At 56.2% G+C, this 21,302-nt stretch carries 13 protein-coding genes and 1 tRNA gene; 3 read left to right on the forward strand and 11 right to left on the reverse strand.

Annotation, left to right across the window (positions count from 1 at the left end):
• The first annotated feature begins 9 nt into the window (after window positions 1–9).
• The 3 genes from AC1EKE_RS04350 to AC1EKE_RS04360 all read left to right on the forward strand — a co-directional run bounded on the left by AC1EKE_RS04350 (window position 10) and on the right by AC1EKE_RS04360 (window position 5,339).
• Window positions 10–1,524, forward strand: a complete 1,515-nt coding sequence (locus AC1EKE_RS04350; RefSeq protein ID WP_480308384.1) for an IMP dehydrogenase — start codon at window positions 10–12, stop codon at window positions 1,522–1,524.
• A gap of 366 nt (window positions 1,525–1,890) precedes the next feature.
• Window positions 1,891–2,772, forward strand: a complete 882-nt coding sequence (locus tag AC1EKE_RS04355) for a GLPGLI family protein (protein ID WP_480308386.1) — start codon at window positions 1,891–1,893, stop codon at window positions 2,770–2,772.
• Between the two features lie 2 nt (window positions 2,773–2,774).
• On the forward strand, window positions 2,775–5,339 hold the full coding sequence (locus AC1EKE_RS04360; RefSeq protein ID WP_480308387.1) for a hypothetical protein: 2,565 nt from the start codon (window positions 2,775–2,777) through the stop codon (window positions 5,337–5,339).
• Window positions 5,340–5,407: 68 nt separating this feature from the next.
• Here AC1EKE_RS04360 and AC1EKE_RS04365 read toward each other — a convergent pair whose 3' ends face one another.
• From AC1EKE_RS04365 to AC1EKE_RS04415, 11 genes are all read right to left on the reverse strand, one after another.
• Window positions 5,408–5,989, reverse strand: coding sequence for a GNAT family N-acetyltransferase (locus AC1EKE_RS04365; RefSeq protein ID WP_296164937.1), 582 nt, complete (start codon window positions 5,987–5,989; stop codon window positions 5,408–5,410).
• A 21-nt stretch (window positions 5,990–6,010) separates the two neighbouring features.
• Window positions 6,011–6,232 carry a DUF2795 domain-containing protein gene (locus AC1EKE_RS04370; protein ID WP_018106532.1) on the reverse strand — a complete coding sequence of 74 codons (222 nt, stop codon included), beginning with the start codon at window positions 6,230–6,232 and terminating at the stop codon, window positions 6,011–6,013.
• Window positions 6,233–6,330: 98 nt separating this feature from the next.
• Complete coding sequence (locus AC1EKE_RS04375) at window positions 6,331–7,833, reverse strand: potassium/proton antiporter (protein ID WP_480308389.1); 1,503 nt, start codon at window positions 7,831–7,833, stop codon at window positions 6,331–6,333.
• A 90-nt stretch (window positions 7,834–7,923) separates the two neighbouring features.
• Window positions 7,924–7,996, reverse strand: a tRNA-Lys gene (locus AC1EKE_RS04380).
• Window positions 7,997–8,418: 422 nt separating this feature from the next.
• Window positions 8,419–9,543, reverse strand: a complete 1,125-nt coding sequence (locus tag AC1EKE_RS04385) for an endonuclease/exonuclease/phosphatase family protein (protein WP_480308390.1) — start codon at window positions 9,541–9,543, stop codon at window positions 8,419–8,421.
• A gap of 12 nt (window positions 9,544–9,555) precedes the next feature.
• Complete coding sequence (locus AC1EKE_RS04390; RefSeq protein ID WP_480308392.1) at window positions 9,556–11,034, reverse strand: aminoacyl-histidine dipeptidase; 1,479 nt, start codon at window positions 11,032–11,034, stop codon at window positions 9,556–9,558.
• Window positions 11,035–11,233: 199 nt separating this feature from the next.
• Entirely contained in the window at window positions 11,234–13,093 is a 1,860-nt protein-coding gene (locus AC1EKE_RS04395; protein WP_480308442.1) for a glycoside hydrolase family 13 protein, read from the reverse strand.
• An 84-nt stretch (window positions 13,094–13,177) separates the two neighbouring features.
• Window positions 13,178–14,353 (reverse strand): SusE domain-containing protein, encoded by a 1,176-nt coding sequence (locus AC1EKE_RS04400; protein ID WP_480308394.1) that lies wholly within the window; start codon window positions 14,351–14,353, stop codon window positions 13,178–13,180.
• An 8-nt stretch (window positions 14,354–14,361) separates the two neighbouring features.
• On the reverse strand, window positions 14,362–15,882 hold the full coding sequence (locus AC1EKE_RS04405) for a RagB/SusD family nutrient uptake outer membrane protein (RefSeq protein ID WP_480308395.1): 1,521 nt from the start codon (window positions 15,880–15,882) through the stop codon (window positions 14,362–14,364).
• 15 nt (window positions 15,883–15,897) lie between these two features.
• Window positions 15,898–18,912: a SusC/RagA family TonB-linked outer membrane protein gene (locus AC1EKE_RS04410; RefSeq protein WP_480308397.1), complete on the reverse strand. Its 3,015-nt coding sequence runs from the start codon at window positions 18,910–18,912 to the stop codon at window positions 15,898–15,900.
• 23 nt (window positions 18,913–18,935) lie between these two features.
• Window positions 18,936–21,062, reverse strand: coding sequence for a glycoside hydrolase family 97 protein (locus AC1EKE_RS04415; protein ID WP_480308399.1), 2,127 nt, complete (start codon window positions 21,060–21,062; stop codon window positions 18,936–18,938).
• Window positions 21,063–21,302: the final 240 nt, after the last annotated feature.

Genomic DNA, 21,302 nt, shown 5'->3' on the forward strand with positions numbered 1-21,302 from the left:
CAGACTATCATGGCCATCATTACCAGCGAAATCTCCCATACCTTCGGTGAGTATCTCCTTATCCCCGGACTTACTACACGCGACTGCACCCCGGATAACATCTGTCTCCGGACTCCTCTCGTGAAGCATAAGAAGGGCGAGGAGCCCTCACTTCACCTCAATATCCCCTTCGTCTCGGCGATCATGCAGGCGGTCTCAGATGACCGGCTGGCGATTGCGCTGGCGCAAAATGGAGGGCTCTCCTTCATCTACGGCTCTCAGCCCATCGAGGATGAGGCGGAGATGGTGCGGAGGGTGAAGAAATTTAAGGCCGGATTTGTCCAGAGCGACTCCAACCTGACTCCTGACCATACGCTGCAGGATGCGCTTGACCTGATCAAGCGGACCGGGCACTCCACCATCGCAGTGACCGATGACGGCAAGCCCAATGGCAAGCTCCTCGGTATGCTCACTACACGGGACTACCGCATCGGGGTGACGCCCTTTGATACTAAGGTGAGGGACATGATGACCCCATTCGACAAGCTCACCACCGGGTACGAGGGGATCACGCTATCCGAGGCTAACGATGTGATCTGGGATGCGAAGCTGAATACCCTTCCGATCATCAATAAGTCGGACCACCTCTGCTCCCTTGTCTTCCGCAAGGACTACGACAGCCACCACGCCAATCCCAATGAACTCTCGGACGAGGAGACAAAGACCCTCCTCGTCGGTGCAGGCATCAATACCCGCGACTACCAGGAGCGGGTACCGGCTCTGGTGAAGGCAGGTGTGGACGTTGTCTGCCTCGACTCCTCGGACGGCTTCTCCGAGTGGCAGGCGGATGCTCTGAAGTGGGTGAAGAGCAATTACCCAGACCTCCCCATCGGAGCCGGTAATGTGGTCGATGCGGATGGCTTCAATTACCTCGCTGCTGCAGGTGCCGACTTCATCAAGGTCGGCATCGGAGGTGGCTCAATTTGCATCACGCGTGAGCAGAAGGGTATCGGTCGAGGTCAGGCCACCTCAGTCATCGATGTGGCTGCGGCCCGAGACAAGTGGCTGGAGGAGAAGGGAGAGTACATCCCGATCTGCTCCGACGGCGGTCTCGTGCACGACTACCATATGGTCCTCGCCCTCGCCATGGGTGCTGACTTCCTAATGATGGGCCGCTACTTTGCTCGCTTCGATGAGAGTCCAGGTCGTCTCCTTAAGATCAATGGCAATTACGTCAAGGAGTACTGGGGTGAGGGCTCCAATCGTGCCAAGAACTGGCAACGGTACGATGATGGCGACAAGGCGCCGGTGCTGGGTCAGATGAAGTTTGAGGAGGGGGTCGACAGCTACGTCCCCTACGCCGGAGAGATGAAGGACAGCCTTGAGTCCACCATCAATAAGATCAAGGCGACGATGTGCAGCTGTGGGTCGACCACCCTGGAGCATCTCCGCAAGCACTCTAAGGTTACGGTCGTCTCTCAGACCTCGATCACCGAGGGTGGGGCGCACGACGTGATCCTCAAGAGCAGTGCCAAGGTGGACTGATAGTCTCCCGCCGGGTCCTGAGATAATATCCTCACAGAGTAGGGGCGAGGCCTGACAGTTGTCAGGTCTCGCCCCTTTCCTCTGCTTTGTATTAGCGTATGGGATGCGGTATTAGTCGAGTTGATGCTTCAGAGCGCTATTGAAATACAGCTAAGAGCATACATGGATAGATGGCTGTAACGCTTAAATGCTAATCCCCTGATGTAGAGATTTTTTTGTCGTTTTTTTTGACTATAATTGCAATAAGGGTCTATCTTACTAAACTAAGCTTACCCTTGTAGGCACGATTTGAGGTGAAAAAGTTTTAGACTACTTCTTTGTATCGTGACCTCTTTTTACATCTAATATTTATGTAGTGAAAAAGCAATGCATAGGTTATTTCGAAATTTATGTGTGATGGCGGTGGCATCGCTCAGCATCGCAGGAACCCTGTCGGCTCAGGTGATAGACCCTAAGGATGCCGCCGGGGCATTTGGAGATAAATTGGCTGCTGAGAGTCCAAAGCAGATCTACGACCAGGCACGATACCGCATACTGTACGAGTATCAGCACCAGAAGGATCCCGGTAATCCCTATAAGCATGAGGTCGGCTGGACCGTCCTCTTTGTGGGTGAGAGGTATAGTATGTTTATGGACTACTTCGCCTATCAGTCCGACTCGATCAATGACAGCTATGCCCGAACCAAGCGCAAGGAGAGCGACCTGCTGGTGCCCCTGATGTCGGTGATGCAGCAGAAGGCTTTCAAGGATCGGGTCGTGCGCGGTGCCGACAGTTGCTTCGTGGTGTCATCGACCGGGCTGAAAGAGTATGCTTACGAGGAACCCCTTCCCTGGATGGAGTGGTCTATGACCCCCGGAGACACGATAGTAGCCGGGGTGAAGTGTAAGAAGGCTCTGACGCACTTCCGCGGGAGGGATTATGTGGCCTGGTATGCGCCGGAGGTCCCGATCTCGGATGGTCCCTATAAGTTTACAGGCCTGCCGGGTCTGATCTTCTGCCTCTATGACACGGCAGGTCAGTACTCCTTTACTCTCGGGTCGCTCTCTGCGGTCCCGGAGGAGGATCCGGTCCCCATCTACCGCCAAACGGACTATCCTGAGGAGACACGGAGTCACATCCTGCAAATGCACAAGAACTTCTGTGCCGATCCCGCTCGCGGACTGATGAGCATGAGGGGCGTCACGATCCCCGAGGAGACGCTCAAGAGCATTAAGCCGCTTCCTTTCAACCCCATAGAGCTGGAGTGACTATGTGGTGCCGCATAAGGATGAGGCTCTTCCTTGTCCTCCTATTGCTTACTCCTCCACTCCTGGCTACAGCAGATCCCTGCACCATTCGTCTGACCATCCTCTCAGCAGAGGATGATGCCCCACTGTCCGGTGTCCTCTGTCGCCTCTATGACGAGAGTGATGCTCTCGTAGGCTATGCTATCACGGGCGATCAGGGACAGGCTGAGCTCACGATCAGTGAGTCAGTGACCAGACTGAGCGTTATCCTGATGAGCTATAAGTCAGCAGAGGTGAGACGGGACAGACTGAGGTGTGGGAGCGAGCTGGTGCTGCGGCTGGAGCCCACCGCAACCAAGCTCCCCGAGATCTTTGCAAAAGCTCCCCCCGTAGTCGCATATAAGGATACTGTAAGCTATGATGTCTCCTCGTTTCGGGTGAAGAGTGACCGCTCCATCGGGGATGTGCTCAGGAAGCTCCCCGGCGTGGAGGTGGGTAACAGCGGGGACATCAAGTACCAGGGACGTGCCATCAGTCATCTCTATATAGAGGGGCAGGACCTACTGGAGAATCGGTACAACCTGGCTACTCAAAACCTCCCTGCCGATGCGATCGCCGGAGTGGATGTCATGGAGCGTCATACTCACGAGCGGATCCTCAAGAAAAGGACGGATAGTGAGTCAGTGGCTATGAATTTTCGTCTCAGTAAGGACTACAAGGCGCGACCCTTCGGCGAGGTCTCAATAGGGGCAGGACTTTCCCCCCTGCTGCTGGAGTCTAAGATCAGCACTACCTTAGTGCGGCGGAGATCACAGAGTATGCTGATCGGTGGAGGGAATAACACCGGACGGGATGTGGAGCAACTCTTCGGTGGCGTCCCCACCGTCTACGATCTCCTCTACCGGCCCACTTCAGCCTCCCCCTTTCTGACCACAGACTTCCCCACTGACATCCCTTTGCCGCTGGTGCGCTATCGCTTCAATGAGAGCGGCGCTGCAAGTCTCAATCACCTCTTTATCCTCAGTCCTGTCCGGAGCTTGCGAGTAAGTGCGACCGGGGTCGCCGATCGGCAGCATAGGAGGCGTATGGAGGACAATAGATATGGCGGAGAGGATCCTTGGGAGTATCGTGAGCAGTCCTGTGGTAAGCGTCGCTACTTCCGTCTCTCTCCCTCTCTCTATTATGAGCATAATAGCGACAACGTCTATCTGTCGGATAAGCTCTCAGCGGATATAGCTAAGGTGGGGATGCATAGCGATATCCATACGGAGGAGAGGGGGACTACAGCAGACTTGCGAGAGAGTCGAAGCCTGAGAGACCTGGCGGTGAAGAATGATCTTAGATCAATCTTCCCTCTCGGAGATCTTATGATCCGTGGCTCTCTCTATGCCGACTATCAGCGCATAGAGGAGGGGCTTGACGTGGCAGATGATCCCTCAGAGCTGTTTCTTCATCACAGGACGCTTCTGCATAGTGTGATGTCTACCACGAAGTCTGTCGGTGACCTTATGCTCTACCTGACACTCACAGGTAATATGGAGAGCCATCGCTTTGCGGTCGGAGATGAGGAGGGTCGGTACCGGCTGGGGACTCTCGAGCTGTCTCCGGAGCTATTGTATCGTCTGCCGGGGGATCAGGTGGTGATGAGACTCACTTTACCTGTCGGTCTCACTGCCTATGGCTCCCAAGAGACGGATAAGAGGACTGGGTCTCTACTCCCGCACTTCTCTATCAGTTACTCACCCAGTGATCGGACGACCATCCGCATATCAGGAGAGGGTAATAGAGGGCTTCGGGCGCCGGCTTATATGCCTGGTCAGCTCTTGCGAAGAGGGTATAGGAGCTACTATACTTATGCTGATACTCCCGAGCGGTATCACACCATGCACGTTACTCTGACGGGAGCGTATCGCAACCTACTCCATATGATATTTATGAATGGTACGCTGATGGCACAGCGCTCCGGTGGCGACCGGCTCGCCACTCTCCGGGCAGTCGATGGACGACTTGTCTATGGTGTGAAGCCTATGGATTATCAGGCTGATCGACTCTATGCCGGCTTCTCCCTAAGCAAGAGCTTTGTCTCGACGGGTACTGTACTCAAGGGAAAGGTAGACGTAACGCACTCCTCTCGCCCTTTCCTACAAAATCAGGTGGTCTATAAGGTCCCGATGACCTTCTCGGATCTCTCACTCAGCCTGGAGCAGAGGTTGTCCAAGTGGGGAAATCTTCTCGCTAACGTCGGACTATCTACTTCGAAGCGTGGGGGAGAGAAGAGTAGCGCGCCTCTCCACCGTCTCAGCTATGGGACTACCCTATATCTCTTCCCGATGGAGACTTGGGAGGCGACCCTGAGCTATGAAGGAGGTGTGACGGAGATTGCTGAGGGGCAGAGAGCTCGTTACCGATTTCTGGATGCTGTGCTGCAGTATGATCTCTCCGATAAGGTGAGACTACGGCTGGAGGGGAAGAATCTACTGAATACTACGCTTTTCCGGCAGGTGTATTACGAGGGGATCAATGACTTTGCCTCCGAAGTGCCTCTCCGAGGTAGGTCTCTCCTTCTATCCCTCTCCTACAGATACTAAAGTATATTATAGACAAAAAGAGTGGGGCGGAGCTCAAGCTACGTCCCACTCTCATTGTACCTATTGCATCACTTCTGAGATCGGACCATCCTATAGTAGGGGTGTCCCATGAAGTACACTCTCTCGTCTCGCTGAAAGTCAAGCATGGTATAGTAGGCTTCCAGTCGAGGCTTATCCTCATCTACGAGCAGAGTGAAGCGATCGTACCCCAGCTCTCTTATCGCATAGTCAATGACGCTCTCCATGAGCCTCAGCCCTATGCGGTGCCCGCGGGCGGCAGGGAGGAGGGCTAGCGTGTCGAGGTAGTACTCGCCCGGGCCGGTCTCGGTATCACTTGGTCCCGCCCCATCCAGAGCGGCAAAGGTGAAGGCTCGCTTAGCCTCGTAGTCGTCACCCGGGTAGGAGATGAGACAGCCCACTACCTCATCGTCAACCTTAGCTACTAAGGTATTGCGATAGGAGTAGAGGGTGTCCGTCCTAGCGCAGATGTCCAGCAACCACTCGTAGAGAGTGCTCTGCTCCTCGTCCATATCGTCCACGAAGTTGTACCGCTCAATTGCTGCCATGGCGCATTTGGCGATTATGGGCACCATCTCAGGTGTCCCTCTGGATATGGAGATCTCAGGAGTGGGCTCGGTCTCTACAGGCATAGTGCATGCTTCTCCTTCGGATCAATACTCCTCTTCGTTGAAGAAGAAGTCCTCCTTGCTCGGATAGTCGGGCCAGATGTCCTCGATGGACTCGTAGCTCTCGCCATCGTCCTCGATCTCCTGGAGGTTCTCGATCACTGCCATAGGGGCGCAGGTGCGCTGAGCGTAGTCTATCAGCTCATCCTTGGTGGCAGGCCAGGGAGCATCATCCAGCTTAGATGCCAGCTCTAGTGTCCAGTACATATATTACTTCTGATTGATGGTTTCTACTTCGTTTTTCTTACCTATTATTAGGCGGGTGCAATGATAGACAATTTTCCGCTAATGGCAAAGTATTGCCCTCAGACGTCCAGATGGTAGTGATGTATGCCAAGTTGCTCGTACGCCTCTACGAGTGCGGTCTCGTCGTCGCTCAGGATCAGGACATGGTCGCCCACCTCGAGGGGAGTCTCCCCCTTGGGGATGAAGTAGCTCTCGCCCCGCTTCACGAGGATGGCGAGGGTGTGATTGGGGATGCTCATATCCTTTAGCAGGTTGCTCCTCTCGATCATCGCCGGGCTGACAATCATCTCAGAGAGCGTGCTGGTGAAGTTTTCCGGTAGATCCACATCCTTGAAGACCGGTGTCCTCACCTCCTCATCCACCAGACCGAGCCACTTCGCTACGATCGTCACGCTGCCGCCCTGTATCGTCAGTGAGATAAGGGTGATGAAGAAGACGACATTGAAGATCATCCGAGCCTCAGGTAGCCCCTCCACGAGGGGATAGGTGGCAAAGATGATCGGCACGGCCCCGCGCAGCCCTACCCAGCAGGTGTAGAGCATGGCATTGAGCGGCATCTTCTTGATGAAGGGCAGGAGCGTCAGTGCCACCGAGAGGGGGCGACCTACCAGCATCAGGAAGAGGCCGACGATGATTGCCGGGAGAGCTACGCCCGCCAGCTCGTCGACATTGACTAATAGCCCGAGAGCGAGGAACATCACCAGCTGGCAGAGCCATTGGAAGCCATCGAAGAGACGCATCGTACTCTTCTTATACAGCACCTCCGAGTTGCCTACCACCAATCCCGATATGTAGACGGCGAGGTAGCCATTCCCTCCCAGCCGCGCCGTCGCTGAGTAGATGACAAAGGCGACGAAGAGCAGGAGGAGCGAGTGGAGCGCTGGGGAGGCGAGCTTCACCTTATTGACAAACCATACTGCTGCCTTGCCAAGGCCGTAGCCCAGTACCCCACCGATGCTGAATTGGAGGACAAACATCCAGAGGGCATTACCGATCGAGGAATCGCCAGTGTGGATCATCTGCAGCAGGATCAGTGTCAGCATGTAGGCCATCGGGTCGTTACTTCCTGACTCAAATTCCAGCAGCGGCTTGACGTTATGCTTGAGGTGCACCTCCTTGGACCGCAGGATCGAGAAGACAGATGCCGAGTCGGTCGAGGACATCACCGCCGCACAGAGCAGTGCCATGGGGAAGGAGAGCGACTGCACCTCGCCGGGCACCCATGGCTGACGGAAGAGGAAGTAGATGAAGGTCCCCGTCACCAGCATCGTCAGCAGTACACCCACTGTCGCGAGAAGCGTCCCTCGGCCCATCACCGGCTTGATCTCCTTGTAGTCGGTGTCCATACCGCCTGTAAAGAGGATCATCGTCAGGGCAATGATACCGATGGTCTGTGCCTCAGAGGCGGAGTTGAACTCGAGATAGCCCGAATAGCCGGCAAACATCCCCACGCCGAGGAAGAGGAGTAGAGAGGGGATGCCAAACCTAAAGCCTGCCTTGCTGAGTACCAGGCCCACAATAGCAAGGAGAGAGATGTAGAAGATTAGCTGCTCTATTGCCATAATGGATGAATTGCAATCGTGTAGTGTAGGTACAAAAAACGAGATGCTGTCTCTCCACGAGTGGAGTAGGCAGCACCTCGGCTGGAGAAGTGACCCGGGAGGGGCTCGAACCCTCGACCCATTGATTAAGAGTCAATTGCTCTACCAACTGAGCTACCGAGTCATACTTTATTTCCCCTGTTGGTAGGGGGCTCTCTTGTGGATTGCTCTGCAAAGGTACAATAATTTTGCAGAAAGGCAAGGTGCTGTGTGAGCTAATTTGACCACAATGTATCTACTACTCTTATCATCAGTTGATTAAAATCCTATTTTTCTTATCCCTTCCCTGCTGAACGACAAGTATGCGGAGCTGAGACTAACAATGAGAGACATTTTGACCTTTGACCCTCAATGTAAAGCAAGAGCTATCAGTGGAGTATTAGGGATCCCCTCAGACTAACTAATACCAATATTAGTCAAATCTATTACCGATATTAGTGATCACTAATATCGGTAATAGATGACTCTAATATCGGTAAAAGAGCCAAGGGCTTTCCCCGTGCTGATAGTCAGTCTATTGCGCTGATCGTTTTGTGACCTATAGATTCAGGTGTCTTGGGGGGTTGTGGCGGATGGCTCTGACGGGTTTCCCTCGGTCTGATCGATGATCAGGTCGACATAGACCGGGTAGTGGTCGCTGAAGCCACCGGTATAGTGGGTCCCTTGGAAGCTTCGTCTCGGTCGGTGACGTCGGTCCTGGAGATAGTCCGGTGCGTAGATCTCTATCGACCGACCACCTACCCGGATGACACCCGCCTCGTCGAGGAGCGTACCGGAGACGATGATCTGATCCGGTAGCCAGTAGTTGTGCCCGAAGTAGTGCGACCCTCTTGCTCTCCCCTCTTGCGGGGTGGCGAGGTTGTAGAGCTGATGCGGACGGATCTCTGACGACTCGTCTCCCGGAGGGACCGCTCGGAGCCCCATCGTGAGAGCGGTATTGTGAGGGGCGTCATTGAAGTCGCCCATGATCAGCACTTTGGCATTCGGTCGCTTGTCAAAGAGGTCCTGCACCACTCGGTAGAGCTTAGCACAGACTCGCTCTCTGTCCGGTGAGGTGGAGCGCACCCCGCCTCGTCGGCTCGGCAGGTGGACGACGAATACGTCAAGGAGTGCCCCGCTATGCCTCTGCTCGAGCGTCACCCAGAGCGTATTACGTCCGCTGCCCGAGCGCTCGCGCTTTGTCCTCGGGTCGCGCCTGAGGGGGTAGCTGAGCAGATCCCCGTAGTGAGGGATCTCGTGGGCGTCTACGCGGAGGAAGACCTTAGGGTCCCACAGGAGCGCCACGTCGATCCCTCTCGGATCCGCCCCACGGCTGACAGACATCCTGTAGTCCATCCGCCGGAGAGGCTTGGCATCGGTCAGGTCTCGTATCACCTGGACGTTCTCGATCTCGACGAGACCGATGAGAGCAGGGTAGTCCCACTCTCCTATGCGAGAGAGGGTGCGGGAGATACTCTGCACCTTACTCTGGTACCGCCCCTTCGTCCAGTGGTATGCTCCACCGGGGAGGAAGTCCCGATCGTCTGTCTCGGGGTCATCTATAGTGTCGAAGAGGTTCTCCACATTATACGAGACCACCCTCCGCCGGATCACCTGCTCGCTCTCCTGTCCCATACTGGTCAGTGCGACAATGAGGGTGAGGAAAAAAAGGAGTGCGAGACGCCGTGGCATGGCATCACCTGCTTACTTGCCTGCCTTGGGGGAGCGCTTAAGGATGTCGAGGATGTAGTCCCAGAACTTCCCTACCGAGGCCACCTCCAGACGCTCAGCCGGCGAGTGTACATAGAGCATCGTCGGTCCCACGGAGATCATATCCAGCTCAGGCCGCTTCTGGCGGAAGAGACCGCACTCCAGCCCGGCGTGGATGGCGTACACCTTGGGATCCGTGTCGTAGAGGGCGCGGTAGCTCTCGCAGGCGATCTGGAGGATCTGAGATTCGGTATTGGGCTCCCAGCCTGGGTAGGGACTGTGCTCATACACATCAGCTCCGATAGCCTCAAAGGTGGCACGCACCATATCGCCTACCATATCGATCTGTGAGTCGATCGAGCTGCGCTGGCTGGTGACTACCATCAGTGCGTCCTCCTCGTCCTCATTCTGCATCTTTACGGAGGCGAGATTGGTCGATGTCTGTACCAGTCCATCGATCTCGCGACTCATCTCGATCACGCCGTGAGGGCAGGCAACGAGAGCAAAGATCAGGTCATTAGCCGTGTCGGTGTCAATGCAGTAGTCCGGCGTCTCCACCGTATCTAGCTCAACCCTCAGCCCCGGCTCCATCACCTTATACTCGTCCTGCAGGTGGGAGCGGAAGACGTTGACAAAAGCAGCCAGAGCATCCCGATCCTCAGGTGCCACACCGATGACGGCATGTGCCTCGCGAGGAATGGCGTTGTCAAGGTTGCCCCCCTCGATGGAGGCGAGGACATACTCCACCTCGTTACCGAGACGGAAGAGAAGTCGGGCCAACAGCTTGACTGCATTGGCATACCCCTTGTCGATCTCGCTCCCTGAGTGTCCGCCGTGGAGCCCGCGGACCTCTATCCGGGCGTAGTGTAGCTCAGGGTAGGCGTAGGTGCGCTCATACTCCAGCTCGGCTACAGTATCTTTACCGCCGGAGCAGCCGATGCAGATCTCGCCCTCCTCCTCGCTGTCGAGATTGATCAGGATCTTGCTCTCGATGAAGTCGGGAGCCATCTCCATAGCTCCAGTAAGGCCGGTCTCCTCGTCACGGGTGAAGAGGCACTCGATGGGACCATGCTCGATGGACTCGGAGGCGAGGATCGCGAGGCAGACTGCGTCACCGATCCCGTCGTCAGCGCCCAGCGTCGTACCGCGAGCGTGCACCCAGCCATCCTCGACGTAGGTCTGGATGGGATCGGTCTCGAAGTCGAAGTCCACGTCCTTATCCTTCTCGCACACCATATCCATATGGCACTGGAGGGCAATGCTCTCCCGATCCTCATAGCCCGGGGTAGCGCCCTTACGGATCAGGACGTTGCCCGCATGATCTACCTCACACTCCAGCCCATGCTCCTTGGCAAAGTCCTGCAGGTAGGCGATCATCTTCTCCTCCTTCTTGGAGGGGCGGGGGATACGGGTGATTTGGTCGAAGTAGTGGAAGACCTCCTTCGGTTTCTGATCGATGACTTTATCGCTCATGATAGTTCAGTGGTAGTTATTGGTTTTTATGTTTCCGTAAAGATACCAATTTCTGATTTTCTAGGAGAAAAATTTGATAGAACAGACGGAAAACTTTCTCTCCAGAGATGGACAAAAAAATCTCTACCACAGCGTGACTGCAGTAGAGATCTCTGTCGGGGACCATCGTCAACGACTGTGCCAGGACTGATGGTGCGTTTTACTCGAGGATGATGACCTCGTGAGGAGGTAGAGTAAGAATCCTCTCGTCTGATGTGATGATCCTGTCGGTGGTTACTTCTCGCTGGATCCTTGTCCCGGCGGGGAGGGGCAGGGTGGAGAGATTGACCATTCGCTCCTCGGAGGTGCCGTTGAGCAACACCATCACACAACTCCCGTCAAGACTGCGGGTGTAGATGTAGACGCCATCCCGAGGACTGTAGTGGCGGAGTTTTCCTCTCGTGAGGGTCTTATTGCCTCGCCGCCACCTGAGGAGTCGCCGGGTGTAGGCGAGTGCCTCCTGCTGTGTCGGGGAGAGTCCCTTTCCTCTTAGGACGTCGCTACTGTCACCCTCCCATCCTCCGGGGAAGTCCTGTCTCAGAGCACCATCCCCCTCACCCTTGTCTGCCGCCATCAGGATCTCGGTACCGTAGTAGAGCTGAGGGATACCGCGTGTCGTGAGGAGGAAGGCGAGTGCCTGCCGGTAGCGGCTGAGGTTGGCTGCATCGGTGCTGTCCTTGCAGAAGCGGGAGGTGTCGTGATTGTCAAGGAAAGTGAGCAGCCTATCCCTGTCCTCGTAGACGAAGTCGGCTGAGAGGCACTCGTAGAGATGGAAGAGTCCGCCATCCCATGGCGTGGTCTCTTCGTCAAATGCCCTCGTTGTTGCAAGCATAAGGGGGAAGTCCATCACCGTTGGCAGACGACTGTCCACCGGGTGGGCGAGACGGCTGCCACGCTGCCAGTAGGCCACCTGAGAGGGGAGCTTAAACCAAGTCTCCCCCACGATATTGAAGTCCGGATACTCCTCTAAGAGCGCATCGCACCACTTCCCCATCGCCCCCAGATCACCGAAGGGGTGAGTATCCTGCCGTATCCCATCGATCCCGGCGTACTCAACCCAGTAGATGCTGCTCTGTGTGAGGTAGGTCATCACGTGGGGGTTGCTATGATTAAGGTCCGGCATCGTCTCTACAAACCATCCGTCCGTGGCCTCCTCTCGCTCGCTCTTAGGGGCATTGGGGTCCATCTGTGTAGAGGTCTTGAAGGAGGTCTGGCGGTACTGACTGCCGTGATGAAACCAATTTTCTCCAGGCATATCACGGAAGAGTGGGCTCTCGGAGCCGCAGTGATTAAAGACCATGTCCATAATGACCTTTAGCCCTCTCTGGTGTGCCTCCTGCACGAAGTTGCGAAAGTCATCGTTGCTGCCCAGACGGGGATCAATGCGGTAGTAGTCGGTGATTGCATAGCCGTGGTAGGAGCCCTCGCTCATATCGTTCTCTTGCACAGGATTGAGCCAGAGGGCGGTGACGCCGAGGTCGGAGAGGTAGGGAAGACTCTGCTTGAGTCCCTTTAGGTCCCCACCATGTCGGGCATAGCCATCGCTCCGATCGACACGGGTCTCTCGCATCCCCTCGATGATGTCGTTGGTTGGGTCACCATTGGCAAAGCGATCCGGCATGATCAGGTAGAGGACATCGTCAGGGGAGAAGCCCTGAGCCTTTGTCTCCTGCCTTTGCCTCTTGAGGAGAGGGTAACTGATGATCCGCTCGTTGCCCTCTGTCCCCCGTATCCGTATTTGGAGATCCTGGGGCACGGCACTGCTGAGATCCAGATAGAGGAGACGGTAGCGAGGGTTGGGAGGGCAGGCAGTCTCGGAGAGCGTGACACCGATGCCCTCCACGGAGAGCGTCGCCCCGACCAGCTCGTCTCCGTAGAGGAGGATCTGGAGAGTCGGATCCTTCATCCCCACCCACCACTGCTGTGGGTGGATCGTGAGCCTGCTCTCCGCCCTTAGGAGCGGCCAGGTCAACAGCAGTAGCAGGAGGGTGATAAGCGGCTTGTGAGTATGCATAGTCATCGGGAAAAAAGCTCCCACCGGCGAAGTGTCCATATGGACCTCACCGGTGGGAGCAGACCTAATAATTCTTTCTTACCAAATATATTACTTATCGAGCTTATTGAAGAAGTAGTTGCCGGTGAGGTCGTTGAAGTAGACATCGTAGGTGCCTGCTTCCTTGGCGGTGACCTTCCAATTCTCTCCCCCTTCGGCGATGCCGAAGTCGGTGGGGAATTTCTCCTTCTCCTGACCGCCCCAGTTGGTATTCCAGGCAGCATCGGCGCGAAGCTTAAATTCGCCCTCCTTCAGCTCGATCCCTCTGCCGATCCAGAGGTGTGGCTCGGTCTTGGACTGCTCGAGGAGGAGGTCGTGATCCCAGTCAATGCCGGCGGTGCCGATGATACCGATCTTGTCGAATGTCGGCTTGGCTGAGACATCGATGGGCGTAAAGCTGATGGTCGCCTTGGCGGGATCAAGCTTGCCCCTATTGACGGTCAGTGTGATTTGGTAGTACCCGGCAGGAGAGTCAGCGGGGAGCTCGATATTTCCCCCGCCTGTGTCCAGCTTGCCGTCTTGGATCCCGAGGACATTATCCCAACTGCCAATGCTGGCTTCCGGGAAGATCTTGAAGGCGGCACCGGCCTTGAGGTACCCATAGTAGTGGTAGGTGAGGGCACTATTATCATCGGCGAAGAAGAGGTGATCGTTGTTTTTCTCATTCCACCCAGGTGCGCCGTCTCTGCCGCTGAGGTCCCCTACGAGGAAGTAGAGATTAGGTCGGACAGTGGCGAGGAACGGGGTGATCGTCAGCTCCAGTGGTGCCGAGGTGGTCCTGTAGGTCTCGAGGGCGTGGTCGTTGCCCTTGTCGGCCAGAGGAAGTGCCTCCACCGTAACGGAGACCTTGTCCGGAGTGTCACCCTCCATCTCCAGCTCTGTGACGAGTCGCTTATTGAGCTGCTGGAGTGGGATAGAGATCTGACGTGCACCGGTTAGTACCGGAAACTCGATCCGCTTCTCACTTCCTCCCCGAGAGATGACGAGGGTGTAGGTGACAGGGATCATGTCACCATACTTGGCGGCGCTCCAGCTTAGGTCGAGCGTGCCGGTGCTCTCAGGGGTGATCGTCACTGCCGTGGAGGCGGGCTGATCGAGCACAGCGGGAGACTTGGAGGAGAGGACGGCATCAAAGCTCTCCATGGGATCCTCGGTGCTGCATCCTGCCACGAGGGAGAGGATGAGGGCGGCGAGAGTCGCAGATGCCAGGTGATGTATTCTATTCATGGTCTGAGTCATTTGCTTTTGGGACGAAGGTTAGGATTGGCGAGTGCATCAGAAGCGGGGATGGGGTAGAGTGCCCTGTCGGCGGTCATAGCTGCACCGGAGGCCTTTCCACCTTTCCACTCCCATAGGTAGCTGCCGGAGGTGAAGAGTCCGAAGCGTATCAGGTCGGTGCGGCGGTGTCCCTCCCAGTAGAGTTCGCGCCCGCGCTCGTCAATGATCTGCGAGAGCTCAAGACCGGCTGCAGGTGCGATGCCAGCGCGGCTGCGGATCTTATTAAGATAGTCCAGTCCCTTGCCCTTGTCGGCAGCTCCCCGTGCGGCGCACTCGGCATAGATAAGGTACATCTCGGCGAGACGGAAGAGGGGGAAGTCCATATCGCAGAAGTCCAGATGGCTGCCCGGCTTATTGTCGCTGGTCACATTGGTGTACTTATAGACATATACGCCCTGGTCGAAGTCGGTCAGTTTCTCGATGGTGTCGGTTGACTTGAGGAGCAGGTTGCGGCTGTCCTCCGGGGTGAAGAGCTTGGCAAAGGTCGGTGTGGCTCTATTGCCGCCCCACTTGCCATTGGTGCCGACACTGGGCAGCAGACCCTTGTCCTGTAGCTCAGTGAGCATCTTTTGATTGTAGGAGGCGCAGACGAAGAAGGTGGCACCGGACCAGCTTTGGGCATTTTGCCCATCCGTCGGGACGGCGAGGATGATCTCATCGGTAAACTTGTGGTTGTCCGCCCCGAAGAGATCCTTGTATATCGGATGGAGCTTATGGCCGCCGGTAATGACTTTCTCTGCATACTCCGCTGCCTCAGCGTAGTGACCGGTGCCGGTGTAGACCTCTGCATTGAGGTAGACACGGGCGAGCAGCGCCTGTGCGGCAGCCTGACCGGCGCGACCATAGACCTGCTGACCGGCAGGCTTGAGGAGCGGCTCCATCGCCTTTAGCTCCGAGACAATGTAGTCGTAGAGCTCCTTACGGGCGATCTTCTTAGGAGCGGTCTTGCCTGTCGGATCCTGCTCGGTGATGAAGGGCACATCGCCGTAGAGATCCATCAGCACCCAGTACTGGAAGGCGCGGACGAAGCGCGCCTCCGCCTTCATCAGCTCTTTCTCCTCAGGCTTGATGGGAGAGCTGTCCACGTTAGCGAGAAATTCGTTGGCAAACTTGATCTGGATGATGGAGCGGTAATAAGCTCCGGCGACAACGCCGGTGGTGGCGTCCCAGGTACCGTCGCTCAGCCCCTTGACTGCCTCGTCGTTCCAGGCACACTTGACCTCGTCAGTGGGTAGCTCCTGGAGGTTGAAGAACGCTCTGGTAAATCCCGAGGTACCATCGTCAATACCGGCAACATCGCCCTCCGCGAGCGCCCAGGCGCCATAGACCTTGGCAAAGGCCTCACGTGTACCCTCCTCGGTGGCGAAGACCTTGGTGCCGGTCACGTCATTCGTCGGCATTCGATCGAGATCGCGGACGCAGGAGGCGAGGAGTAGCCCAGTGAGTAGGGTAGAGATGAGTATGGTAGTAGTCTTCATAATCTTTTGCATGACTTAAAAGGAGAGACCCAGACTAAGAGAGTAGGTGCGGGGTATGGGGTAGAACTGGTGGTCGATCCCACCGGAGACCTCCGGGTCAATGCCCTTGTAGGAGGAGAGGGTGAAGACATTCTGCACCGTCGCACCGAGGTTGATCCCTACGCTGTCGTGGAAGAGGCGACCGAAGTCGTAGCTCAGGGTCAGATTGTCCATCTTGAGGAAGGAGGCATCTCGGACGTAGTAGTCGGAGAGGTAGTGCTTATTGATAAAACCGGACTCACTATAGTCGTGTGTCGCATTGCTGATCCATCCCAGAGGGTCGATGACCGAGTCGAGGGTGGCATTGTTGCTGGAGACGTTGTCGTAGATCTTACTGCCGGTATTAGCACGCAGGGAGGTGGATAGGGTGAGCCCCTTGTACCGAAGTGAGGTGCTGAGACCGAAGAGGAAGTCCGGTGCCGGCTTGCCACAGTGGTACTTGTCGTAGTTGTCTATTTTTCCGTCACCATTAAGGTCCGCAAAGACACCCTCAATGGGCTTACCCTGCTCATCATAAACCTGCTTGTGGACAAAGAAGGAGTAAGGCGCATAGCCTACGGAGTGGATCTGGGCATTGTTGCCGGTGGCACCATTGATACCGCCCACCTCAGCACCGAGATAGGTGGGGTCCTCGACCTGCGTCAGCTTGGTGATCTCGGTCTGGTTGTAGGTGGCGTTGAAGTTCAGCACCCAGTTCCAGTCCTTCGTCTCGATCGGGATATAGTTCACTGACAACTCTGCACCCCTGTTGGTCATAGAGCCGATGTTGGTGAGGAGCTTATTGGAGAAATTGGCTCCGGCAGGGATCGGGATCGTATTCAGGAGGTCCTTGGTGTGCTTGACGTAGAGATCGATCGAGCCGTAGAGGCGCCCCTTGAGGAATCCGTAGTCGAGACCGATATTGGAGGTAGCGGTCTGCTCCCACTTGATCTCGGCATCGTAAGCGGCAGGCTTGTACATATTGTACCACTTGTCACCGAGGAGGTACTTTGACTGATTGCCACTGAGGTAGTATACCGGCTGATAGCTGTAGTTGGCGATACCATCCTGCTGTCCGGTCAGACCGTAGCCGAGACGGAGCTTCAGGTCGCTGACGGCATCTACGTCCTTGAAGAAGGACTCTTCCTTGATCTTCCATGCCAAAGCGACGGAGGGGAAGATACCCCAGCGGTACTTGGGTGCAAAGCGGGAGGAGCCATCGGTACGCACTGTAGCTGTGATGAGGTAGCGGTCGAGGAGAGAGTAATTGACACGACCGTAGAAGGATACAAGCGTATTCCTCGGCATATCGTAGGGGAAGACCGGCTTATTGTACTCGATCCCTCCGGCGGTCTTGTCGGCGTACTTGTAATCCTTGGTGAGCCAGTCCTGGTAGGAGTAGCCCGCCATCACATCGAGAGCACCGAGGAGAGCCTTTGACTCCACCTTATAATTGAGGTAAAAGTCGAGCAGCTTATTTGTCTTCTCCTGGCGATACTGATTGTCCAGACCGCCCTTGCCGATCACCTGATTGGTGTACTCATTGAGCGGTGCTGTGGTGGGGATGTAGATGGTGCCTTGCCCCACGCCGTAGTCGTAGGCAAGATTGAGGTTCATACTCAGCCCCTTGACGAAGGGAAGCTTGTAGGTGATCATCGAGTTGGCGATGATGCGATTGGTGGTGCCTCGGTCCTCCTTCTCCATCAAGAGGGCAAGGGGATTACGAGGTGCCTGTGAGCGGGGGATCACCTGACCCTCGGTACCCTCACCGGTGAGGAACCAGTAGCCGCCGAAGGGCTTGAAGACCGCATCATCAGACATGATCGGCTGGGTCGGATCCATCCTCACTGCCCCATCAATGGCGTCCCTATTGGGGAAGCGATTTCGGGTGTGGGAGCCCTTGACATTCAGCGTCACTGTGAGGTCGTCATTGAGGAAATGGGGCGACAGACTGAGGTCCCCGGTGACGCGCTGCATGTGGTCCGTCTTGAGGATACCCTTCTCGTTGTAGTATCCTACAGACACGCGGTAGGGGAGCCAGGAGGTGGCACCACTGATGCTGACGTTATTATCCGTACCAAAGGCGGTCTGGTAGATGGCGCTCTGCCAGTCGGTATTCTCCTTTCCGAGCATAGCGATGTACTTCGCATTGCCGCTCTTCTTTACGATCTCGCGGATCTCGTCGCCGGTGTAGACATCGACATACTTACGAGGGGTGGAGACGGAGAATCGGGTGGTGGCCTGTACATGGAGTGGCTGGCCGAGACTTCCCTTCTTCGTCGTGATGATGATCACGCCATTGGAGGCTCTGGAGCCATAGATCGCTGTGGCGGAGGCATCCTTGAGGACATTCATCGACTCGATGTCAGCGGGGTTGATCGAGCTAAGTGCGCTCGGTGCTCCGGGGAGAGAGCCGCCCTCCATAGGCACGCCGTCGATGACGATCAGCGGGTCATTGGAGGCATTGAGCGAGGCACCGCCTCGGATGCGTATCGTGGAGCCGGCGCCGGGACTTCCGCCACCGGGGACAATCTGCACACCGGCGATCTTACCGGTGATGAGCTGATCCGGAGTGGCAATGGCGCCCTTCTGGAAGTCCTTGCTGGAGATCGTGGTGATAGAGCCGGTGAGGTCTTTCTTCTGCACCGACCCATACCCGATCACCACCACCTCGTCGAGGAGCTCGGAGTCCTCGTGGAGGACAAGGCGAAGGGGGAAGGTCTGGTCTGCTACGGCAATCGTCTGATCGACGAAGCCGACGTAGGTAAAGGTGAGGCGATCAGACTTCTCGACCTGGATGGAGAAGTTTCCGTCCATATCGGTGATCGTCCCTTGTCCTACCTTGTCAGTCACCCGCACGGTGACACCGGGTAGGGGAGAGCCCTCCACGTCGACTACCACACCGTGGGCGCGTACCGACTGGGCGAGAGCAGAGAGCGCACTCCCGCTGACCACCACTAGTAGGGCGAGTAGTCGCAGAGCCTGCTTGAGTATACTGCTATTCTTATTCATACTAAGATATGGGGTTAAGGGATTTACTTGATCTCAGAGAGGATCACGGCGAAGCCTCCTCCCTCCACCTCGTGCAGGGTGAGGGTGCTCTTGGAGGTCACTTTCTGCTCCGTGATGGTATAGTCGTACTGGTTGGTCAGGTAGTGAGCCTTCTTGCCGTCCTGCCACACCTTGGCGAGATACTTCTTACCCGGGGTGAGGAAGTCGAGGCTGATCTTCGTCGTTCGGTCTACTCCGCTGACGCTGCCGATGTACCAGTCCTCGCTCGACTTGTCCTTACGTGCTACGGTGACGTAGCGTCCCGGCTCCGCCTCGAGGTACTTGCTGTCGCTCCAGTCCACCGGCACCCTCTCGATAAACTCAAAGGCATCCATCCGCTCCTCGTAGTGCTCCGGCAGGTCGGCCGCCATCTGGAGTGGCGTGTACATCGTCAGGTAGCTACCGAGCTGATTGCAGACGGTAGTGCGGACGACATTGTGGTTGTCCGGATTGAGTCGGCTGAGGTCCATCATCAGGATACCGGGAGTGTAGTCCATCGGACCACCGATGAGGCGGGTGAAGGGAAGGATGGTAAGGTGATTGGCGGGATTGCCCCCGGTCTGGAACTCCTGCCCCTTGGCCGACTCCTGAGAGAGAAGGTTGGGGTAGGTGCGGCTCAGTCCGGTCATGTGGACCGACTCGTGAGCATTGATCATAATCTGCCGCTCGGCAGCCTTCTTCACCACATAGAGGTAGTGATTGACCAGCCACTGACCATAGTGGTACTCCCCGTAGGGGACGATGTCACCGACGTAGCCGGTCTTGACGCCCGGGTAGTCGTACTTCTTCATCAGGTCAAAGGCGGCATCCAGGTGACGCTCGTAGTTGCGGATTGAGCTGGAGGTCTCGTGGTGCATCAGCATCTTGATCCCCTTCTCCTTGGCGTAGCGGTGGATCTCCTCGATGTCAAAGTCGGGGTAGGGTGTGACGAAGTCAAAGACGTAGTCCTTCTGGTGTCCAAACCAGTCCTCCCAGCCGACGTTCCACCCCTCGACCAGCAGCCCATCCATCCCGTGGGCGGAGGCAAAGTCGATGAAGCGCTTCACATTGGCGGTCGTGGCTCCGTGGCGACCGTTGGGCTTCACCTTGGAGTAATCGGTCCGGTCGAGATGGACGCTGTGGAGATCGTCGGTGTAGTCCCATGTGCTCTTGCCGGTGATCATCTCCCACCAGACGCCCATGTACTTCATCGGCTTGATCCAAGAGGTGTCCTCGATCTTGCACGGCTCATTGAGATTATAGATCAGCTTGCTCGCAAGGATGTCCCGCGCATCATCGCTGACGATGACAGTACGCCAAGGGGTGTTGAATGCAGTCTGCACGTGCCCCTTGCTCCCCTGAGCATCCGGCGTGAGATGTGCCCGGAAGACCATAGCCTTGTCGTCCAGCTCCAGATTGAGTGCCGGGAAGTCGATCAGCGCGGCCTCGTGGATATTGATGTAGAGCCCATTGTCAGCCTTGAGCTGCAGTGGGGTCTGCACACCTGTCTTGGAGAAGTCCTGCTGAGAGGCGTTGTGGATGTGCGCCTCGTCGTACCGGCTGCGGATCTCGCTGAGACGGCACTCGGTGACGTTGTACTCCTGTGTGTCGTAGTCTCCAGGGATCCAGAAGGCGGTGTGATCGCCCGCCATGGCAAATTCCGTTGCCTCCTCCTTCACCGTGAAGTAGATCAGGCGATCCTGGTCGGGAAACTCGTACCTCAGCCCCATGCCGTCATCAAAGAGGCGGAAGCGAAGATCCATCTCGCGACCATTGTCCCTCTGGCAGAGGCGGATGAGCATCTCATTGTAATGGTTACGGATCGTGCTCACCTCGCCCCAGACCGGCGTCCAGGTCTCGTCGAAGGTGGAGCGGACGGCATCGCCCTGCTGCTCAAAGGCAGAGACGAGGTCACCATCCTCGTGATCCTTGAGGAAGAAGCCTAAGTGGCTGTCCCGCACGACCGGCTTGTCGCCATAGTCGAGACGATACATCGGCTCGCCCTTGCTCCCGAGGTGGAAGGTGAGGGTGAGCTTGCCATCAGGGGACTTGAGGACCTCTTGTGCCCCGGCGGATCCGATCGATATCGTCAGCGCAAGGAGCAGGGAGAGGATAAGCGTACGTGGTTTCATGACTGCTTATACTTATAGGGTTTCGTAAAATGTGATCGAGGGTAATGGGGCACTCCGAAGGGTTAGGACGGAGTGGGCCCCATTAATTTCTGATACAAAAGTCACCCCTTCGGGACAGTCTGCCAAGTAACCACAAAAGTATATAAGGGTATATTAGTTGATTGAGGTCGTAGTGTGCAGGTTATGAGGTAACTAATTAATTTTCTTAACTCATAAATATAACCTCAATATGGTCTTTTT

The sequence above is a fragment of the Porphyromonas sp. C0041D3 genome, from assembly GCF_056590575.1.